The sequence below is a fragment of the Candidatus Thiothrix sulfatifontis genome, from assembly GCA_022828425.1.
GTDB classification, from domain to species: domain Bacteria; phylum Pseudomonadota; class Gammaproteobacteria; order Thiotrichales; family Thiotrichaceae; genus Thiothrix; species Thiothrix sulfatifontis.
In genome coordinates this window covers 3,366,781-3,381,482 of record CP094685.1, presented here as the reverse complement: position 1 = coordinate 3,381,482, position 14,702 = coordinate 3,366,781, and the positions used below count along the sequence as shown (strand labels likewise).

Annotated in this window: 15 protein-coding genes; 10 read left to right on the top strand and 5 right to left on the bottom strand. The window is 51.0% G+C overall.

All coding sequences use genetic code 11. The features are described 5' to 3' along the window. The first annotated feature begins 177 nt into the window (after positions 1-177). From L3K52_16910 to L3K52_16880, 7 genes are all read left to right on the top strand, one after another. A complete protein-coding gene (locus L3K52_16910; GenBank protein UOG91845.1) occupies positions 178-837 on the top strand; it encodes a MotA/TolQ/ExbB proton channel family protein in 660 nt (219 codons plus the stop codon). Next, positions 834-1,268 carry a biopolymer transporter ExbD gene (locus tag L3K52_16905; GenBank protein UOG91844.1) on the top strand — a complete coding sequence of 145 codons (435 nt, stop codon included), beginning with the start codon at positions 834-836 and terminating at the stop codon, positions 1,266-1,268. The genes L3K52_16910 and L3K52_16905 overlap by 4 nt, the downstream gene beginning before the upstream one ends. A gap of 1 nt (position 1,269) precedes the next feature. Beyond that, the gene (gene msbA / locus L3K52_16900; GenBank protein ID UOG91843.1) at positions 1,270-3,021 is read left to right on the top strand and encodes a lipid A export permease/ATP-binding protein MsbA; all 1,752 of its coding nucleotides are present in this window, start codon (positions 1,270-1,272) and stop codon (positions 3,019-3,021) included. Then, positions 3,011-3,937 (top strand): tetraacyldisaccharide 4'-kinase, encoded by a 927-nt coding sequence (gene lpxK / locus L3K52_16895; GenBank protein ID UOG91842.1) that lies wholly within the window; start codon positions 3,011-3,013, stop codon positions 3,935-3,937. Before msbA ends, lpxK begins: the two co-directional genes overlap by 11 nt. After that, positions 3,930-4,121, top strand: coding sequence for a Trm112 family protein (locus L3K52_16890; GenBank protein ID UOG91841.1), 192 nt, complete (start codon positions 3,930-3,932; stop codon positions 4,119-4,121). The genes lpxK and L3K52_16890 overlap by 8 nt, the downstream gene beginning before the upstream one ends. Beyond that, on the top strand, positions 4,118-4,858 hold the full coding sequence (gene kdsB / locus L3K52_16885) for a 3-deoxy-manno-octulosonate cytidylyltransferase (protein ID UOG91840.1): 741 nt from the start codon (positions 4,118-4,120) through the stop codon (positions 4,856-4,858). Before L3K52_16890 ends, kdsB begins: the two co-directional genes overlap by 4 nt. Positions 4,859-5,010: 152 nt before the next feature. Further along, positions 5,011-6,279 carry an outer membrane protein transport protein gene (locus L3K52_16880; protein UOG91839.1) on the top strand — a complete coding sequence of 423 codons (1,269 nt, stop codon included), beginning with the start codon at positions 5,011-5,013 and terminating at the stop codon, positions 6,277-6,279. Positions 6,280-6,462: 183 nt separating this feature from the next. Here the strand turns inward: L3K52_16880 and L3K52_16875 are convergent, their stop codons facing one another. Together L3K52_16875 and L3K52_16870 are read right to left on the bottom strand one after the other, a co-directional pair. Next, positions 6,463-6,768 (bottom strand): hypothetical protein, encoded by a 306-nt coding sequence (locus L3K52_16875; GenBank protein UOG91838.1) that lies wholly within the window; start codon positions 6,766-6,768, stop codon positions 6,463-6,465. A 302-nt stretch (positions 6,769-7,070) separates the two neighbouring features. After that, on the bottom strand, positions 7,071-7,376 hold the full coding sequence (locus tag L3K52_16870) for a hypothetical protein (GenBank protein ID UOG91837.1): 306 nt from the start codon (positions 7,374-7,376) through the stop codon (positions 7,071-7,073). A gap of 362 nt (positions 7,377-7,738) precedes the next feature. Between L3K52_16870 and mqo the strand changes: the two genes are divergently transcribed. From mqo to rraA, 3 genes are all read left to right on the top strand, one after another. Beyond that, positions 7,739-9,241: a malate dehydrogenase (quinone) gene (mqo, locus tag L3K52_16865; GenBank protein ID UOG91836.1), complete on the top strand. Its 1,503-nt coding sequence runs from the start codon at positions 7,739-7,741 to the stop codon at positions 9,239-9,241. A 193-nt stretch (positions 9,242-9,434) separates the two neighbouring features. Continuing rightward, a complete protein-coding gene (gene aceA, locus L3K52_16860) occupies positions 9,435-10,748 on the top strand; it encodes an isocitrate lyase (GenBank protein UOG91835.1) in 1,314 nt (437 codons plus the stop codon). Between the two features lie 133 nt (positions 10,749-10,881). Then, complete coding sequence (rraA, locus tag L3K52_16855; GenBank protein ID UOG91834.1) at positions 10,882-11,370, top strand: ribonuclease E activity regulator RraA; 489 nt, start codon at positions 10,882-10,884, stop codon at positions 11,368-11,370. A 10-nt stretch (positions 11,371-11,380) separates the two neighbouring features. Here the strand turns inward: rraA and L3K52_16850 are convergent, their stop codons facing one another. The 3 genes from L3K52_16850 to L3K52_16840 all read right to left on the bottom strand — a co-directional run bounded on the left by L3K52_16850 (position 11,381) and on the right by L3K52_16840 (position 14,699). Continuing rightward, positions 11,381-12,973: a TRAP transporter large permease subunit gene (locus tag L3K52_16850; protein ID UOG91833.1), complete on the bottom strand. Its 1,593-nt coding sequence runs from the start codon at positions 12,971-12,973 to the stop codon at positions 11,381-11,383. Beyond that, entirely contained in the window at positions 12,970-13,506 is a 537-nt protein-coding gene (locus L3K52_16845; protein ID UOG91832.1) for a TRAP transporter small permease subunit, read from the bottom strand. The genes L3K52_16850 and L3K52_16845 overlap by 4 nt, the downstream gene beginning before the upstream one ends. Positions 13,507-13,586: 80 nt before the next feature. Continuing rightward, positions 13,587-14,699, bottom strand: coding sequence for a TRAP transporter substrate-binding protein (locus L3K52_16840; GenBank protein ID UOG91831.1), 1,113 nt, complete (start codon positions 14,697-14,699; stop codon positions 13,587-13,589). Positions 14,700-14,702 lie beyond the last annotated feature (3 nt).

The following is a 14,702-nucleotide window of genomic DNA, read 5'->3' as shown; positions in this document are numbered from 1 at the left end:
CTTCGCCTAGACGCCAAAAATAGCGTAACGGTAATGGCGGCAAGTTGGCAGGGGCAGTTGTTGTTATTCTCATGATCGACAGTACACTGTGTAATGGTTTTATTGATATAGTTAAGTGACGGTCGCCGATCATACACCATGTGGGCTGAATCATAAAAAAATGAGGCATGATTAGATATGTTTGAATTAATCAAATCTGGCGGGATTATGATGTTCCCCCTGATTCTGAGTTCGATGATTGCACTGGCGATTATTATTGAGCGTTTTCTGTCGTTACGGGTCAGTAAAGTGGTACCTTCCAGCGACATTGAACGCGCCCGCAAGTTGGCTGGCATCACCAAATTAGCCGACGTGCAAGTCGATGAATTACGCAACGGTTCGCTCTTGGGGCGCGTGTTAGCGACGGGGCTGGAAAGCCGCGACTTGCCACGTCATATTATGAAAGAGAACGTCGAAGAAGCTGGACGCCACGTCGTACAAGAATTAGAACGTTACCTGCCAGCTTTGGGTACGATCATTACGATTGCGCCAATGATGGGCTTGTTGGGAACCGTGTTGGGGATGATCGGGGTTTTCAGCGCGATTAATACCGCTGGCGTGGGTAATCCGCAGCAAATGGCGGGGGGGATTTCCGAGGCGTTGGTGACAACCGTGGTGGGTTTGTTGATTGCGATTACTACTTTGGTATTTGAGCGTTATTTCAAAGCCAAAGTTGACGGTTACGTGGCGATCATGGAACGTGAAGCGCTACGGTTGATTGAAATTGCCAATTCCAGCCGCAAAACATTACCAACGGGAGCGCCCGCACCGCTGCCTCGCGGGGGTAAGCCTGCATGAAATTCCGTACCCGTGAACGCAGTGAAAGCAAGGTCGATTTGACCTCGTTGATTGATGTGGTGTTCATGCTGTTGATTTTTTTCATGGTCACGACTACCTTTGACAAGAACGCTGAACTCAAGATTGAGTTGCCGACGGCCAGTAATGTGGCGGCGGCTTCCTCGGAAGATAAGCTGGAACTGCTGATCGACGGGCAAGGGCGTTACTACATTAATGGGCGTGAAGTGTTGAATAATCAGCCGGAAACGCTGTTTCAAGCCATGAGCATGACCTTGGAAGAAATGGGTAATAATACCCCGCCACTGGTCATTTCGGCGGATGCGAGTGTCAATTATCAGGCAGTCGTGACCGCAATGGACATCGCCGGGCGCTTGGGGTTGACCAATTTTTCGATGGCAACCTCGCAAGCGACCCGCAAACCACAGGAATAGGATGACAACACCACGCACGACGGGCTGGCAGGTTTATCGACGGCTGATTGGCTATTCGTTGGGCTACTGGCATTACTTGGCGCTGGCAACGGTGGGCTTGGTGATCAGCGCGATGACGCAGCCATTTTTTGCGTGGGGGCTGCAACCTTTGCTGGACAAGGCAATTATGCAACGTGACCCCGATACCATTATGTGGTTGCCAGTGGGGATTCTGGGGCTGTTTTTGTTGCGTGGTGCGGCGATGTTTTTGTCGGGGTATTACATCGGCATGATCGGGCGGCAAGTCACTAAAACTTTGCGCAATCAGGTGTTTAACCAGTTATTGCGGATGCCGGTCAGCTTTTTTGAGAATACCCAAGCGGGCAAATTATTGGCTTACGTCAGTTATTACATTGATCAGGTGGCGAATGCCAGTATTCGCGGCATGACGACCCTGGTGCAAGATTCGGTCACTATTCTCGGCTTGTTGGGCTTAATGTTGGTGTATAGCTGGCAATTAACCTTGGGTATCTTGGTGATTGTGCCGGTGATTGCGCTGATTGTGGTGTACGCCACGCGCCGTTTGCGCCGTTTGAGCCATAAAGTGCAGGATTCGGTGGGGGATGTGACCCAAATTGCTAATGAAATGATCCGTGGTTACAAGGTTGTGCGAATTTTCAACGGCGAACCGTATGAAGAACGCCGCTTCGGGGCTGCCAATGAGCAGAACATTGACCTGCACATGAAACGCATGGTGACGGAATTGCTCAGTACGCCCTTGGTGCAATTCATGGTGGCAGTGGCACTCGCCGCGATTGTCTTCATGGCGACCCGTGAATCGACGCTGGAAACCTTGTCGCCGGGTACGTTTATCTCCTTCATTATGGCGATGATTCTGATGCTCACCCCTATCCGCAATTTGACGCAGTTGAATGCGCAATTGCAGACCGCGATTGCGGCGGGTGAGGGCATTTTTGAGTTGTTGGATAGCCCCACCGAAGCCGATACTGGCAAGCAAGCGCTGACTCAATGCCGGGGCGAAGTGCTGTTTCATAACGTTTCATTCCGTTACCCGAACACCGATAAGTGGGTGTTGCGTGACATTGATTTGCGCGTCAACCCCGGTGAAAAAATTGCCTTGGTGGGCAAGTCAGGCAGTGGCAAAACCACGCTGGTGAACTTATTGCCGCGTTTTTACGATGTGCAACAGGGCGAAATCTTGCTCGATGGGGTGCGCGTAGCCGAGTTGAGTTTGTACAACTTGCGCAGTCATATTGCGTATGTTGGGCAGGACGTGGTGCTGTTTAACGATAGTGTGCGGAATAATATTGCTTACGGCGATATGCGTGGCATGGATGATGCGCAAATTCGTGCCGCCGCTGAAGCCGCTTTTGCGTTGGAATTCATCGAAAAGTTGCCGCAGGGTTTTGATACGCTGATTGGCGACAATGGGGTGATGTTATCCGGTGGGCAACGCCAACGCTTGTCGATTGCGCGGGCGATTCTCTCGAATGCGCCGGTGTTGATTTTGGATGAGGCAACGTCGGCGTTGGATACTGAATCCGAGCGCCATATCCAAGCGGCGTTGGATAATTTGCTCAGTAACCGTACCACATTCATGATTGCGCACCGTTTGTCGACGATTGAGAATGCGGATCGCATTTTGGTGATGCAAGACGGGGCGATCATCGAATCCGGCAAGCATGGCGAATTGCTGGCGCTGAATGGGCAGTATGCACGCTTGCACGCGCTGCAATTTCACGATGACACTTGAGCGCTGGCTGCTAAACGTTTGGTATGGCAATGATCGGCTGGGTAAGTACCTGCTGTTGCCATTGACGGGACTGTTTTGTGTTTTAGCGGCGTGGCGGCGTTGGCAGCATAAACGCCAGCAAGTGAAACATCCCGTGCCTGTCATCGTCGTTGGCAATATTTCGGTGGGTGGCACGGGGAAAACGCCGTTGGTGATTTGGTTGGTGGAACGGCTGCGCGAGGCAGGATTTAAGCCGGGGGTGGTGAGTCGGGGGTATCAACGTCAAGCGGGTGATATTGGTGATGAACCGACGCTGATTAAGCAACGCACTCAAGTTCCTATCGCGATTGGCAGCGACCGCAACCAAGCGATTGCTACTTTGCTGCAACAACACACTTGCGACATGGTGATTGCTGATGATGGTTTGCAACACTATCGTATGGGGCGTGATGTGGAAATCTGTGTGGTGGACGGGCAACGGCGTTTTGGGAACGGTTTTTGCCTGCCCGCAGGCCCATTGCGCGAACCTATCTCGCGTTTGCAATCTTGCGATTTTGTGATCGTCAATGGCGATACCATGCAAATACGCGGCGATACTTTGGTGAATTTGGCAACAGATGAAACGCAATCGTTAATGACATTGGCAGGCAAAACCGTGCATGTTGTTACCGGCATCGGCAATCCGCAGCGCTTCCTCCAGTCGCTGGAACAGGCGGGTTTGCAGGTCATTCCACACCTTTACCCCGATCATCACGCCTTTACTGGCACAGAATTGTGCTTTGACGACACACATCCCATCATCATGACGGAAAAAGATGCGGTAAAATGCCGTCAATTCGCTGGGCAAAACGCTTGGTATCTGCCGATTGAGGCAGTGCTGGATGCGACGCTTGCCCACGCTTTGCTCACCCGTTTACAAGGATTCAAACATGGATAAGAAATTGCTGGAAATTTTGGCTTGCCCCGTCACTAAAGGGCCGCTTATTTATGACAAGGCTAAACAAGAGCTGGTGTCGAAATCGGCGCGGTTGGCTTACCCGATTCGGGATGGCATTCCGGTGATGTTGGAAGAAGAAGCCCGCGCGTTGACCCAAGAAGAAGTGGAAGCCTTGCACGAATGAATACAGTGTTGGTGATTCCGGCGCGGTATGCTTCGTCACGCTTGCCGGGCAAACCCTTACGCGAACTGGCAGGCAAGCCTTTGATTCAGCATGTCCACGAGCGGGCAATGGCAGCCGGTTTTGCTACGGTGTTGGTGGCGACGGATGATGAACGTATCCGGCGCGTGTGCAGCGCGTTTGGGGCACAAGTTGCCATGACTGCCAGCACGCACGAAACTGGCAGTGACCGCCTTGCCGAAGTGGTGCAACAACAAGGCTGGGCAGATGACACCATCGTGGTGAATTTGCAGGGGGATGAGCCACTTACACCTGTAGAAAATTTGCATCAATTGGCGCGTAATTTGGCGCAATACCCGCAAGCGAGCATTGCAACTTTGGCGACACCGATTCTCACAGAGGTTGATTTTCTTAACCCTAATATCGTCAAAGTCGTGCGGGATGTGCGGGGCATGGCCTTGTATTTCAGCCGTGCGCCCATTCCATTTCAGCGGGATGAAGGGATTTTATTGCAAGATTATGCGTTACGGCATATTGGAATGTATGCGTACCGTGCGGGCTTCTTGAAAGCGTTTGCAGGGATGCCGCCCGCGCAAACCGAGCAATTGGAAAAGCTAGAACAGTTGCGTGCATTGGCGCATGGCTATCGTATCCACGTTGATATTGCTGCGGAAATTCCCGGAGCAGGGGTCGATACGGAAGAGGATGCGCAGCGCGTCGCAACACTCTTGTGTGATTAATAAATAATCATAATGTAAGGTTGTATATTATTATATTATAATAAGCTATTGTTTTGCTTAATAATAAGCATTTGACAACTTAATACGCCTCAGTCACTATTTCGCAACAAATGTTGAGAAATCGCAAAAATACAGTGGAGGAGTGATTATTTATGTTGAGAAAAACTACCCTTGCAGCAGCGGTGCTATTCGCACTTGGCACACCGTCAGCGTTCGCCACCAACGGTCTTGCACCGACTGGCTTGGGTCAAACCCACAAAGCAATGGGTGGCGCTGCGGCTGGTTTCGCTGTCAGCCCGATGAGCATGGCGGCTAACCCGGCGGCAGCATCGTTTGCACCGGACGGTTACGATGTGGGTTTGGAAGTTTTTAAACCAAACCGTACTGTTTCCCTGAAAGCACCTTTTTCACCTACCGGCACGGCTGTAGAGGCTGACGGTAATGGCGATGAAATGTTCCTGATCCCGGAAGCGGGTTACAAGCGCGACATGAAGGGCGGTTTGTCAGTCGGTGTGGTTGCCTACGGTAACGGCGGCATGAATACCGCTTACGATAACGGTGTACCGTTTGGTGCAGGTTCGTTTGGCGGTTTGCCGGGAACTTCTACCAGTATCGACCTGAAACAAGTATTCATTGCACCAACCGCTAGCTATAAAGTGAATGAAAATGTTGCTGTCGGTGCATCCGTCAACTTGGTCGGTCAGCGTTTTGAAGCGGAAGGCTTGGGTGCGTTCACTGGTTTTAGCAGTGACCCAACGAAATTAACGGACAACGGCGGTTCTAAATCCACAGGCATTGGCGCGACAGTGGGCGTTCAAGGTAAATTGTCTGACAAGTTGTCGGCTGGGCTTGCGTACCGTTCTAAAGTGAGCATGGGCAAACTGGATGAATACAGCGGTTTATTCCCGAATGGCGGCGAATTTGATGTGCCTGCCGCTACCACTGCCGGTATCGCGTTTCAAGCCACACCGCAGACATTGATCGCAGCAGACGTGCAACAGATTGAATATTCCGGTGTCGACGCTATTGGTAACTCACCGTCTACACCGCTGCCATTTGGTGCTGAGAATGGCCCTGGATTTGGCTGGGAAGACCAAACCGTGTACAAAATCGGGGTGAAACAGCAAATAAATGACGGTTTGGCATTAATGGCGGGTTACAACCGCGCGGAAAGCCCATTAGCTGGCGGTGTAACCACTATTAATGTTTTGGCACCGGCTGTTGTGGAAGACCACTTGTCTTTGGGTTTTGAGAAAAAGCTGACACCAAAATCCAAAATCGTGGGTTCATACATTCACGCGTTTGAAAACACAGTGGAAGGCACGGCAGTGCTGCCACCCGCAGGCCCTATCCCGATGGATGCCTATGACTTGACGATGGATCAGGATGCCGTAGGGATTGCTTACAGCGTAGAGTTCTAATAGAAAAGAATCGGTAGGAGGAGTTGAAAAGCGGGGCTAAGCCCCGCTTTTCTTTTTATGCCTTGAGACGAATAACCCAGAAAGCCCAAACCGGATTATTCACGATGGCCTACCTACCAGCCCTTTAAATAGGTAGGCCATTATCTCAAGGTTTTTTTAGCCCTATAAATGCATTCGGTAAACTTATATCAGTGGGTGTTCGTACATCCCAAACGTATGCGACGGCAAACGTACCCGCAACAGAGATTCTGCGGTTGTCAATGAAACCGCTCCGTGTGAAATGCCATCACTTGGCGAAATAATGTAGTCTGGCACGCCACACAAGGTGTCGCTGCTGGCATGAAACGCCCGATCAATGTCATCGCCTGCTTCAAACACTGTAAAGTAAGCGTTTTGGTAGCGCTCCGCTTGAATGCGTGCGTTGCGACAGGCTTCTGCGAAAGTCTTGTGTGTTGAATGATACGTGCCGTCAAGAAAAACCTTGAACATGTTGAAAACTCCTGTCTGCCATTCCTATTGCTATGCGAGAAGAATAGGGGAATTGCGTGCCTCGATATGTGACAGTAAACACACAATAGAAAAAACAATGATCAAATATTTTTTGTATATTTAGATTTTTATTTATGAGTTTTGGCGTTTTGCAGTGTAATCGCACCCAAAGAAAAAGCGGGGACATGCCCCGCTCGAAGATGCTTCGTGTATTCAGCAGGTAGCCCCATCTGCTGAAAACACAAAGACTGTTTAACGAACAACCTACTGTTCGTTTAGCCCTATTTTTTATTGAGTTGTGTTTAAAAACCCTTGGAGATTCCCATTGAATGGCGTGCGGCGGCGGCAACTAAATTACCAATTCCAGCGCTACGCTGCTCTTCACGGTGCTCAGTGATAGCACGTGCGTGAGGCGTGATAATGTAAGCAGGTACACCCTTCATCATGGCTTTTTCAGTATCCAGCCCCGGTTTGGTGCTTTTACCTTCTGCAAACACCGTGACGTAGGCTTGCTGATCGAGAATAGCTTGCGTCCGTGCATAGCGACAAGCATTGCTGAGTGTCTCGTGTGCGGAGTCAAAACTCCCGTTAATATAGACTTTAAACATCGTGTTAGCTCCCGTCGTGTCGTTTCCTATGGGTGCAGAATAGGCAAAAAACCACGTTCAGACTGTGATAGCGAACACACTTTTTCTTTTTTTGATCAAAAGCTTTTTTATTGTGTATTTCTTTGGTTTATTGATAACAGATTAACTTATTTAATAATTAAATTTTATGATGCGGTGTTCAATGATGCAAAATGTTTCAGTTGGGTAAAATGCTGCAATGCCGCATCACTCCTCACTTTGTCGGTTGCTTATGGTAAGATTGTCGACAATCTTCTCAAAAATAGGTTAGGCACTGCTAGAAATGATTGCCCTTCCCATTTTATTATCGGTGTTTTCTTATCTTTAGCTCTTTGAAGGTGAATATGGTTGCGAAGAATGTAAACGTGGTGCTGGTAGGCGCAGGCACAATGAGTGCTACCTTGGGCGTGTTGCTGAAACAGCTAAACCCATTGTTGACAATCAGCATCATTGAGCGTCTGGATGATGTGGCGATGGAAAGCACCAGCGGCTGGAATAATGCCGGTACGGGTCACGCAGCCTACTGCGAATTGAATTACACCCCGGAACAGGCCGATGGCTCGGTAGATGCCAGCAAAGCGTTTGCAATCAATGAGTCATTTGAGCGCACCCTGCAATTTTGGTCGTATTTGGTGCAGCAAGAAGCCTTGCCAGAGCCGCCATCCTTCATTAATCCGACCCCGCACTTGAGCTTTGTGTGGGGTGAAAAAAATGTTGCGTTTTTGCGCAAGCGCTTTGAGTTGCTGCGCCAACACCCGATGTTTGCGAGCATGGAATACAGCGAAGATCCGGCTGTCTTGAAAGTTTGGATGCCACTGGTGATGAATGGGCGCGATCCCAACCAGCGCGTCGCCGGAACACGGGTGCTGCACGGTTCGGATGTGAATTTCGGCTCGTTGACGCGCAGCATGATCGGCTATTTGCAGAACTTTGATAACGTTGATGTTCTTGTCAAGCACGAGGTGAAAAGCCTGCGCAAACAAGCCGATGGCAAATGGCGCATTGTGACCCAAGAAACCGATAGCATTTTAGACACGCTGACCCTGACGGCAGATTTTGTGTTTTTAGGCGCTGGCGGTGGTGCTTTGCCATTGTTGCAAAAATCCGGCATTGAAGAGGGCAAGGGCTACGGCGGTTTCCCCGTTAGTGGTCAATGGTTAGTCTGTAAAAAACCGGAAATTGTGAGTCAACATTTTGCCAAGGTTTATGGCAAAGCGTCGATTGGTGCGCCGCCAATGTCAGTGCCGCATTTGGATACGCGCATTATTGATGGCGAAAAAGCGTTGTTGTTTGGGCCGTTTGCCGGTTTCACCACCAAATTCCTCAAAGAAGGTTCGGTATTGGATTTGGTCGAGTCGATCAAGCCGAACAATTTATTGCCAATGGCAAAGGTGGGTTTGAGCAGTTTTGACCTGATTCGCTACTTGGTGTCGGAAGTGATGCAGAATCATGATTCACGCATGGACGCTTTGCGCGAATATTATCCCGAAGCGCGTGATGAAGACTGGACATTGGCGAGTGCCGGGCAACGGGTGCAAATCATTAAAAAAGACCCGGTGAAAGGCGGCAAGTTGGAGTTCGGTACCGAAGTTATCACTGCCGCCGATGGTTCACTGGCGGGGTTGCTGGGTGCGTCTCCCGGTGCGTCGGTCACGGTGACGGCAATGTTGCAAGTGTTGGAGAAATGTTTTGCCACTGAAATGGCGTCTGCCGAGTGGAAAACCAAGCTGAAGGCGATGATTCCCTCTTATGGCGAGTCGTTGGTGAATAACACCGCTTTGCTCCAAGAAGTGCGTGCATTCACATTGTCGACACTTGGATTAACTAAGACAGATGTCAAGCATTGATTCCAGCAATGGTAAGGATTGAATTAATTTTATTGTCGACACATTGTAGGTTTATTACTATCTGCGAACCGACTATTTCCAATAGTTGTCCGACATTGCATAAAACAACAAGATTTGCCCTCTAAGGAGCCGCTGGTAGATTGCCGACATTTTACCAGTTTCGTTTACTTTTATTGATTCTAAGGAACACTACATGACTATGACTCGTGAAGCACAGATTGCAGCTCTGGAAAAAGACTGGGCAGAAAACCCACGTTGGGCAAGCGTTAAGCGCACTTACAGTGCGGCTGACGTAGTACGCTTGCGCGGTTCTTTGCAAGTTGATCACACGCTGGCAAAGCGTGGTGCTGCCAAGCTGTGGGATCTGGTGAACGGCGGCGCGAAAAAAGGCTACGTGAATGCTTTCGGTGCGATCAGTGCGGGTCAAGCGATGCAACAAGCCAAAGCAGGTCTGGAAGCAGTTTACCTGTCCGGCTGGCAAGTTGCGGCTGACGGCAACACCTCAGAAACCATGTACCCTGACCAATCGCTGTACGCATACGATTCCGTACCAACCATGGTGCGTCGTATCAACAATACCTTCAAGCGTGCGGACGAAATCCAATGGGGTCGTGGTATCAGCCCAACTGACGAAGGCGGTATCGACTACTTCCTGCCTATCGTTGCTGACGCAGAAGCCGGTTTCGGCGGCGTTTTGAACGCATTTGAACTGATGAAGAACATGATCACCGCAGGCGCGGCTGGCGTTCACTTTGAAGACCAATTGGCTGCTGTTAAGAAATGCGGTCACATGGGCGGCAAAGTATTAGTGCCAACCTCCGAAGCGGTTGAGAAGCTGGTTTCTGCACGTTTCGCGGCTGACGTAATGGGCGTTCCTACCGTTATCTTGGCGCGTACTGACGCAGAAGCGGCTAACTTGATCACGTCTGACCATGACGCTAACGACAAGCCGTTCCTGACGGGCGAGCGCACTGCTGAAGGTTTCTACCGCGTTAAGAACGGTTTGGAACAGTCCATCAGCCGTGGCGTGGCTTACGCGCCTTACGCTGACATGGTGTGGTGTGAAACTGGCAAGCCTGACCTTGGCTTTGCGCGTGAATTCGCACAAGCAGTACAAGCCGCTTGCCCCGGTCAGTTGCTGTCTTACAACTGCTCACCGTCGTTCAACTGGAAGAAAAACCTGTCTGACACGCAAATCGCTTCTTTCCAAGAAGATTTGGCAGCAATGGGTTACAAATACCAGTTCATCACCTTGGCGGGTATCCACGTCAACTGGTACAACAGCTTCCAGTTTGCACACGCTTACGCACGCGGCGAAGGCATGAAGCACTACGTCAACATGGTTCAAGAACCTGAATTTGCGGCACGTGACAAAGGTTACACTTTCGTTTCTCACCAGCAAGAAGTGGGCGTTGGCTACTTCGATGACGTTACTACCGTCATCCAAGGTGGTTCTTCATCCGTAACAGCGTTGACTGGCTCTACTGAAGAAGAGCAATTCCATTAATCTGAAAGACCCTCACCCCAACCCCTCTCCCAAAGGTAGAGGGGCTTAAGATAATCTCTCCCTCTTGCTTCCCCTCTACCTCTGGGAGAGGGGGCTGGGGGGTGAGGGATTTCCCATCTTAAGAGACTCTCCCATGACATTCAAAACAGCCGACCTGCTGGACGACAACGAAGACAAGCCACTGCAAGTGGTACAGCCGGGTTTCAACAACTACGGTGGTCGCAGCAAATTCTCTGGCGAAATCGTCACCATCAAGATTTACGAAGACAATTCATTGGTACGGGAACTGGTTGCCGAAGATGGCAAGGGCAAAGTGCTGGTGATTGACGGCGGCGGTTCTACCCGTTGCGCACTGCTGGGTGATATGCTCGCTGAAAAAGCGGTGAAAAATGGCTGGAACGGTATCGTGGTTTTCGGTTTGATCCGCGATTCCGTGGACATTGGGCAGATGGACATTGGTGTAAAAGCCCTCGGCACTTTGCCGCTGAAAAGCGTCAAGCGTGGTGTCGGTTTGCGTAACGAAGTGGTGCGTTTCCATGATGTGACGTTCACACCGGGTCAATACCTGTATTCGGATGAGGACGGGATGATCGTGTCTCCCGTCCCTTTGCTCGGCGAATAGGTGGAATAAACTACTTATCCAATTGGAAATCCAGTTCGTTACTGTCCTTCTTGGCTGGCTCTGGTGGTTTTGCCGGAGCTTGCCCATCCAGATTAAATTGTAATTCATTACTGCCTGAACTTGCCGCCGGTTTGCTGCTGCTTTCCATCTGGAAGTTGATTTCCTGACCCTTTGGCGCGGGTGCGTGACCCTTATCCAGCAAGGTTGTCACCAATCCCGGTGAGAACATCACGATCAACGTCATGATCATTTGCAGCCCCACCCACGGCAATGCGCCCCAGTAAATATCGCTGCTTTTCACCTCTTTCGGCGCAACCCCGCGCAAATAGAACAGCGCAAACCCAAATGGCGGGTGCATGAACGAGGTTTGAATATTCACGCTCAAGGTAATCCCGAACCAGATCAACGCGCCGGTTGCTGCGGCTTGTTCATTGCCGCCAAAACTTGCCAGCAATACGGGGGTGAGAATCTTCTGAGCAACAGGTGCAAGCAACGGCACGAGAATGAACACAATCTCGAAAAAGTCTAGGAAGAACGCGAGAAAGAAAATGAATAGGTTGACGATCAGCATGAAACTGACCCAGCCACCGGGTAAATCCGAGAACAGGCTTTCCACCCAATGCCCGCCATCTACGCCCTGGAACACCACTGAAAACGTTGTCGCGCCGATCAGGATGAAGATGACCATTGACGTGATACGTGCGGTATTTTTGTAGGCTTGCTTGATTAAGCTCCACCATTCTGCCGTGCCGCCCAATTGTTTACGTCGCAGGTAGGCCAGAAAGACCGCACCCATCGCGCCCATTGCACCGGATTCGGTCGGCGTGGCAATGCCCAGCATGATCGTACCTAACACCAAGAAAATCAGCACAGCGGTCGGAATAATGCCGCGTAAGGCTTTCTTCCACAGAGCTGAACCTTTCAGTGTAATCTCATTTTCAGGAATGCCGGGTAGCCATTCGGGTTTGATGCGCGTCAGAAAAAACGTGTAGAGCATGAACAAGCCGATTTGCATGGCTGCTGGAATCCATGCGCCCAGATACATGCTGCCTACGTCGGCACTTGCGGTCGGCGTTTTCAACTGGTCAGCCAGAATAATCAGCACCAACGACGGCGGTACAATCTGCGCAATCGTTCCCGAAGCCGCCAATACGCCCGTGGTGTAGCGCATATTGTAGCCATAGCGCATCATCACCGGGAGTGAAATCATCGCCATCGCAATCACTTGCGCCGCGACCGTGCCAGTAATTGCCCCCAGCACAAAACTCACCAGAATCACCGAATAACCCAAGCCGCCGCGTACCCGCCCAAATAATTGCCCCATTGAATCGAGCATATCTTCGGCAAGGCGGCTACGTTCCAGCACCGCGCCCATAAAGGTGAAAAACGGTATCGCCAGCAACAATTCGTTGGCAATGACACTGCCAAAAATCCGCTGCGGAATCGCTTGCAAAAAAGACAGGGTGAAAAAGCCCATTTCAATCGAAATAAAGCCAAAAAACAGCCCGACCGCCATCAAGGAAAACGCGACAGGGAAGCCGACCAGCATGAACAATACCAACCCCGCAAACATCAGCAGGGGCATCATTTCCAATGTAATCATTGTTCTGGCCTCTCATAGTGGGTATCAAGCTGGATCTCGCCTTTGAGCGCGGCGAAGCGTTTCACCAGTTCCGACAAGCCTTGCAGGACTAGCAAACCGAAGCCTAGTGGGAGCATGAATTTGATGGGGTAGCGCGGTAAGCCGCCGGAATTGCTGGAGTGTTCCATAATATCCCACGAGGGCAAAAACAGTGTTTTCCACGAGAGCCACGCGAATAGGGTGCAGGCGGGGAGCAAAAATAGCAGCAAGCCGAAAATGTCGATCCACAAGCGGGCGCGGTCGGAAACGTTGCCGTAAATGATGTCAACGCGCACATGCCCGTTTTGCGCGAGTGTGTAGGATGCGCCAAGCATTACCGCCGCGCCGAACAAGTACCACTGCAATTCCAGTGGCCAGTTGTCGCTGATGTCGAGGCTGTAGCGGAGTAGGGCGTTGCCCGCACTGACGACGCAGGCGAGCAGGATTAGGACGTTGGCGAGTTGCCCGAACTTGGCGTTCATCGCGTCAACGGCGTGGGAGAATTTTAGTAACATGGTGAAGAATACCCCCCATCCCCAGCCCTCTCCCACCCTTCGACTACGCTCAGGGAACGGAGAGGGAGCAGGAGGTTTGATTAGAGTTTTTTGGCGAACGCGAACTTGGCGTAGGATTGTTCCGCGACGCTAAACCATTGCGCTTGGTTGTTGCGGAATACTTTCCAGTCGTCGTAGATCTTTTTGAACTTGGGGTTGGCTTTGGATTCTTCTTCGTAAGTTTCCACAGTAGCTTTGAAGCAGGCTTCCATGATTTCGTCGCTAAACGAGCGCAATTTCACATCACCTTGCAACAAGTTGGCGAGGGCTTGCGGGTTATTTGCGTCGTATTTCGCCTGCATATCGTTGTGGGCGAGTTGGCAAGCGGCTTCCCACGCGGCTTGATACGCGGGTGGCAATTTTTCCCACTGCTCTTTATTGACGTAGAAGGAGAGTTGCGGGCCTGCTTCCCACCAACCGGGGGTGTAGTAGTTTTTGACGATTTTGGCGAAACCGAGTTTTTCGTCGTCGTAAGGCCCGACCCATTCCGCCGCGTCAATCGTGCCTTTTTCCAGCGCGGGGTAAATTTCGCCGCCGGGTAATTGCTGTGGCACTACGCCGAGCTTGCTCAACACGCGCCCTGCAAAACCGCCGACGCGGAATTTCAAGCCTTCCAAGTCTTTGACGGTGTTGATTTCTTTGTTGAACCAGCCGCCCATCTGTACGCCGGTATTGCCGCCCATGAAATTGACGACGTTGTATTCGGCGAAGAGTTCGCGCATCAACGTCATGCCCTTGCCGTGCAACATCCACGCGGTTTGCTGGCGTGAACTCAGACCGAAGGGGACGGCGCAATCGAAGGCGAGGGCAGGATTTTTGCCGAAGTAATAGTAAGACGCGGTGTGACCGGCTTCGACCGTGCCGTTTTGAATCGCGTCCAGCACTTGCAAGCCGGGGACGATTTCGCCCGCTGCAAACACTTTGAGGGTGAATTTGCCTCCAGTGATCTTGGAAAGCGCATCGGCGAGTACGTCTGATGCACCAAAAATAGTGTCAAGTGATTTGGGGAAACTGGAAGTTAAGCGCCAACTGACCGTGGGCAGCTCAGCAGCCGGTGTTTTGGCGATTTCGTCGGCAGCCAGTAACGTGGCTGGCGTGGCGGCTAAAATAGCTGCGCTGCTGGCCGCTTTTTTAAAAAACGAACGACGTTCCATGAT